Below are 4,169 nucleotides of genomic sequence, written 5' to 3'. Positions count from 1 at the left end.
ATTAATGGAATTGGTATTACAGATCAAATACTCGAGCCATACGACGTTGTAAGTTAGGTAATGAGACTGTTTTGACTCAGCGCCCCATTCAATACCTGAAACTATACAAGCATTACAACTCATCCTGCTTGCTCAGTGCTTGGAGCCTTCCTCAAGTATCAGCTAACAGCCCTTCGCCTAGGAAACCTGACTTCTGGCTTATCGGTGAATCTAGAGGATGCTTCTGATTTGTAATTAGGACTCCATCATGGAGACTTTTGCTAAGAACGCTAGAGTCCTTAATGAGTCGACTTAATAGCTCTTGTTATGCATTGAGCTTAAACCACTCTCGATAGCATTAAGCACTTTGTTCGAAGTATTTCAAGGGGGGAAAGCGGACTAGATTCTGTTTGAAGGTGAGAGTCGCTAGGTTGTGTGCCAAAGTGCTGCTGGAAAGATATATAAGCTAAGAAATAGAGCATCCCTGTATCCGTGCCTATACGTGAAGTCGCGTTTATCCCCCCTGCGGATTTAGATTTTCTGGTTCTAGGTACTGGTATATTGGGGGGTTACCAGTCTCTCTTTGATTCTGATGTGCTTGTCGACTCGATATGAATTAGTTGTTTTGACAGCTTTTACTCTGAACATATTGATTTCTTGTTGGTTAGTTCAAGCTATGTTTTGGTTATAGCGACTAATATAAAACTAGAAGGGTCATTACTGTTTACTTGGTAAGAATAGAAAATTCCCCAAATCATCGGCGGATAATTTTGTGATTATTTTAATAAAATAGATAAAGCCTTAAAACCTAATGGGTCGAACTATGAAATTAAGCTTTAACTTTGAAGATGCGAGCCAGATCTTTGTAGGATCTTTTGCTTTGGCCGTGCCGATTTCTTTTTCTGAAGAAGCGTGGAAGTTAGGAGAGACTTTACCGACCGCTAATCTATTACTGCTATTTTTACTATCAGCTGTGTTCCTCGGCTTCTATACGTATGAGAGTGTATTCCAGAAAGATATTGTCGCTCGGTTGCCGGTGTTTATTTTCAGAATAGTTATTGCTTACGTCATGACGGCAATGGTCGTTGCTTTAGTGCTAACTTGTTTGGATAAACTACCTTTATTAAGCGATCCAATTGTATCTATCAAAAGGGTAATTGTTATTTCTATGCCAGCGTCTATGGGAGCGATTGTAGTGGATAGTTTCGATAAAGAGTGAGTCGTATGTCATTTCAATTTAGGCAACCAACAGAACCTTTCTAGAGCTTATTTGAATTCATTATTTAGCTTTTAATTCCCGCCCCCATTACGACTAGAATTTCTCAGCAGAGCACTTCTATAGATAACGAAAGTAGCCTTTCGTGATGACTGGCTTCTTGCAAGAGTGACAAGTTTGTTCTTGTGATAGCTTGAGCGGAATTAAAGAGAGAAGTCTGGTTGCTTAGAAGACATTGAAACTGTTGGTTTCTGTATTAGACGAGGTATTGGTATTGGTAATGGGAAGGCGAGGGGACTTGTATGAATAAGTTTCGGTTTTTAAATGCAAAAAAGCCGCATCAATGATGCGGCTTTTTTTAATTGGCTCCCCTTGCAAGACTTGAACTTGCGACATACGGATTAACAGTCCGCCGTTCTACCAACTGAACTAAAGGGGAATTGATTGTTTAGTCTCTAATCAAGAGAATGGTGCCGACTACCGGAATCGAACTGGTGACCTACTGATTACAAGTCAGTTGCTCTACCTACTGAGCTAAGTCGGCATCATGAATCAAAAAGCTTATGCTTGATGATTAACTTGGCTCCCCTTGCAAGACTTGAACTTGCGACATACGGATTAACAGTCCGCCGTTCTACCAACTGAACTAAAGGGGAATTATTCTTAAAGCTTTAAAGAAATGGTGCCGACTACCGGAGTCGAACTGGTGACCTACTGATTACAAGTCAGTTGCTCTACCTACTGAGCTAAGTCGGCACATAATATTTCTTTGTGCTTTACTGTTGTTGTCTAGGACACCAACAAATAAATTGTGGTGCCCGGAGGCGGAATCGAACCACCGACACGAGGATTTTCAATCCTCTGCTCTACCGACTGAGCTATCCGGGCGACGAGGTGTATTAAACGTGTTTTCGCGTTCTGGGTCAACATTAAATTGCAAAAAAAGTATCGTTTGATGTTTTTCTATACTTAGTGGATTGTTTTTGTTCGTTTGGGGCTAAAAACCTAGGTCTAGCATGCTCTAAAAGATACTGAAACTACGGTTAACTGGACGGAATAGGCACCGAAACAAAAAAAGCACGTATGAAAACGTGCTTTTATATTTAAGAATTTACACGAGAGTTTAATGTTTTACTTCAAACCTATTAACCCAAGCTTCTAATTCGTTAGAAAGGGAGGCGAGAGTTTGAGTGCTGTTATGACTTTCTGTCACCACATTACTCAGTTGGTTGCCACTTTCTTCGATCATATTGATACGCTTCGAAATATCGTCACTCACCTGAGTCTGCTCAGCGGCGGCTGTCGCGATTTGATGACTCATCGATGAAATAGACTCTAATGCGATAACAATCTGTTGTAGAGCTTCAGAGGCATTCTGAGACTCTGTTACGGTGCTTTCACTGGTCGTCGCACACACTTCCATAGTTTTTATTGCGTTACGAGAACCTTCTTGAAGGTTATTGATCATTAGCTGGATTTCTTTGGTGCTTGATTGTGTTCGACCTGCAAGGTTACGAACCTCATCAGCCACAACCGCAAATCCGCGGCCTTGTTCACCAGCGCGCGCAGCTTCAATTGCCGCATTTAGCGCTAGAAGGTTAGTTTGTTCTGCAATATCACCGATGACGTCTAAGACCTTAACGATGTTATGTACATCGCTATCTAGGTTAGCGACGGCTTCACTGGCAGTTCCTAGTTGGCCTGCTAGACCTTGAATGTTATCTACCGTGTTGTGAATTAACTGCTGAGTATGTTGGCTCTGTTTATCAGCTTCGTCAGTATTACGCGCAGTATCACCCGCTGAATCAGCAACATTGTTGGCTGAAGAGGCCATCTCGGTCATTGCTGTTGCGATCATCTCTGTTGATTGCTGTTGTGTTTCTGTTAGCTGAGCAATTGCCCCAGCACGATCTTCTACGCGCTGTAACTCACCTCTTAATGCCAGCATTGATGCATTAAGGTTTGAGACTAGCTCGGCTAACGACTTACTCATTTGTTGTACGGCGTGATAAATACTGCCGTTTATTGCCTGAGTTTCAAAAGAGGTTTGAATGCGGCCTTCTGCGACGGCTTGTACCGCTTCTCTTACATCTTTAGGCTCGCCGCCAAGAAGTGCCAGCATTCGCTTAATGGATACAATCAAGCTCGATAGAATAAGACCAGCAATCACGACACAAAGGAATAGCTGCCATTGAGCGGTAGACCAGAAACGCGCATTGACTTCATTGAAGCCGATACCGGTGCCTACAACCCAACCCCAATGCGGAGTCTTCTCTGCAATAGACAGTTTCTCTTCAATCGTTCCGTCTGGAAGCTTTTGTGTCCAGGTGTACTCAATGATCTGGCCAGTACGATTGCCAAGTACTCTTTGGATTAGCTGACCAACACTATTGCCGTCGCCATCTTTAAAGTCGTTAAAGCTGGTTCCGTGTAGTTGAGGATCTAATGGTGTCGCGACAAACGTCATGTTCTCATCTGCGACGTAGACATATTCATTGTCTTTATAGATGTTGTTACGTAGTAGGCGAGTAGCAAGTTGTTTAGCTTGCTGTTCTTCTAGTGTGCCATCAATCGCCATTTTTTCGACTTCAGTAAGAATGCTGTATGCGCTCTTAAACAGCTCTGTTACGCGAGCTTTGTTGTCCATGTTGCTAGCAACTCTTAAGGTCCATAAGCCTGTAGCAGTTAACGCTAGTAGAGCAACCAAGATGATGCCCGATAGTAAGTAAGCTTGCGTTTTTAATTTCATATTTTCCTGCGTAGCGATTCAATAATCAGTATTAGATATAATTCATCGAATCTTAATCTAAGTCGTGTAGGGCAGATATCAGAAAGATATCAAAACATGATGGAGATTAAATTTACGAAGCAAAAAAAGTAACAGTCTATCATGCTGTTTGTTTTCATGTGACGATAGGCGGTTAAAGGTGCTTAATTTCAGAGGTGGTTTATACCAATTCCATTAATTAACTTA

The 4,169-nt window shown here is 42.0% G+C and carries 2 protein-coding genes and 5 tRNA genes; 1 reads left to right on the top strand and 6 read right to left on the bottom strand.

Annotated elements, in window-relative coordinates:
- Positions 1-802 precede the first annotated feature (802 nt).
- Positions 803-1,198: a DUF2391 family protein gene (locus AACT19_RS24240; RefSeq protein ID WP_026012249.1), complete on the top strand. Its 396-nt coding sequence runs from the start codon at positions 803-805 to the stop codon at positions 1,196-1,198.
- A 360-nt stretch (positions 1,199-1,558) separates the two neighbouring features.
- On the opposite strand, the gene AACT19_RS24235 is transcribed toward AACT19_RS24240, so the two are convergent.
- From AACT19_RS24235 to AACT19_RS24210, 6 genes are all read right to left on the bottom strand, one after another.
- Positions 1,559-1,634, bottom strand: a tRNA-Asn gene (locus tag AACT19_RS24235).
- A 29-nt stretch (positions 1,635-1,663) separates the two neighbouring features.
- Positions 1,664-1,739: transfer RNA gene (locus AACT19_RS24230), tRNA-Thr, on the bottom strand.
- A 36-nt stretch (positions 1,740-1,775) separates the two neighbouring features.
- Positions 1,776-1,851: transfer RNA gene (locus AACT19_RS24225), tRNA-Asn, on the bottom strand.
- A 24-nt stretch (positions 1,852-1,875) separates the two neighbouring features.
- A tRNA-Thr gene (locus AACT19_RS24220) sits at positions 1,876-1,951 on the bottom strand.
- Between the two features lie 56 nt (positions 1,952-2,007).
- Positions 2,008-2,083, bottom strand: a tRNA-Phe gene (locus tag AACT19_RS24215).
- Positions 2,084-2,318: 235 nt separating this feature from the next.
- A complete protein-coding gene (locus tag AACT19_RS24210; protein ID WP_017084368.1) occupies positions 2,319-3,944 on the bottom strand; it encodes a methyl-accepting chemotaxis protein in 1,626 nt (541 codons plus the stop codon).
- Positions 3,945-4,169 lie beyond the last annotated feature (225 nt).

Source organism: Vibrio sp. 10N.222.47.A9 (assembly GCF_963872585.1).
Taxonomy (GTDB): Bacteria; Pseudomonadota; Gammaproteobacteria; order Enterobacterales; family Vibrionaceae; genus Vibrio; species Vibrio splendidus.
The sequence above is the reverse complement of the archived record's forward strand: the minus strand, read 5'-3'. Positions and strand labels throughout refer to the sequence as shown.

Excerpts from the sequence above, each read along its gene's own strand:
- AACT19_RS24240 (WP_026012249.1), top strand. The coding sequence starts at position 803 with ATGAAATTAAGCTTTAACTTTGAAGATGCGAGCCAGATCTTTGTAGGA.
- AACT19_RS24210 (WP_017084368.1), bottom strand. The coding sequence starts at position 3,944 with ATGAAATTAAAAACGCAAGCTTACTTACTATCGGGCATCATCTTGGTT.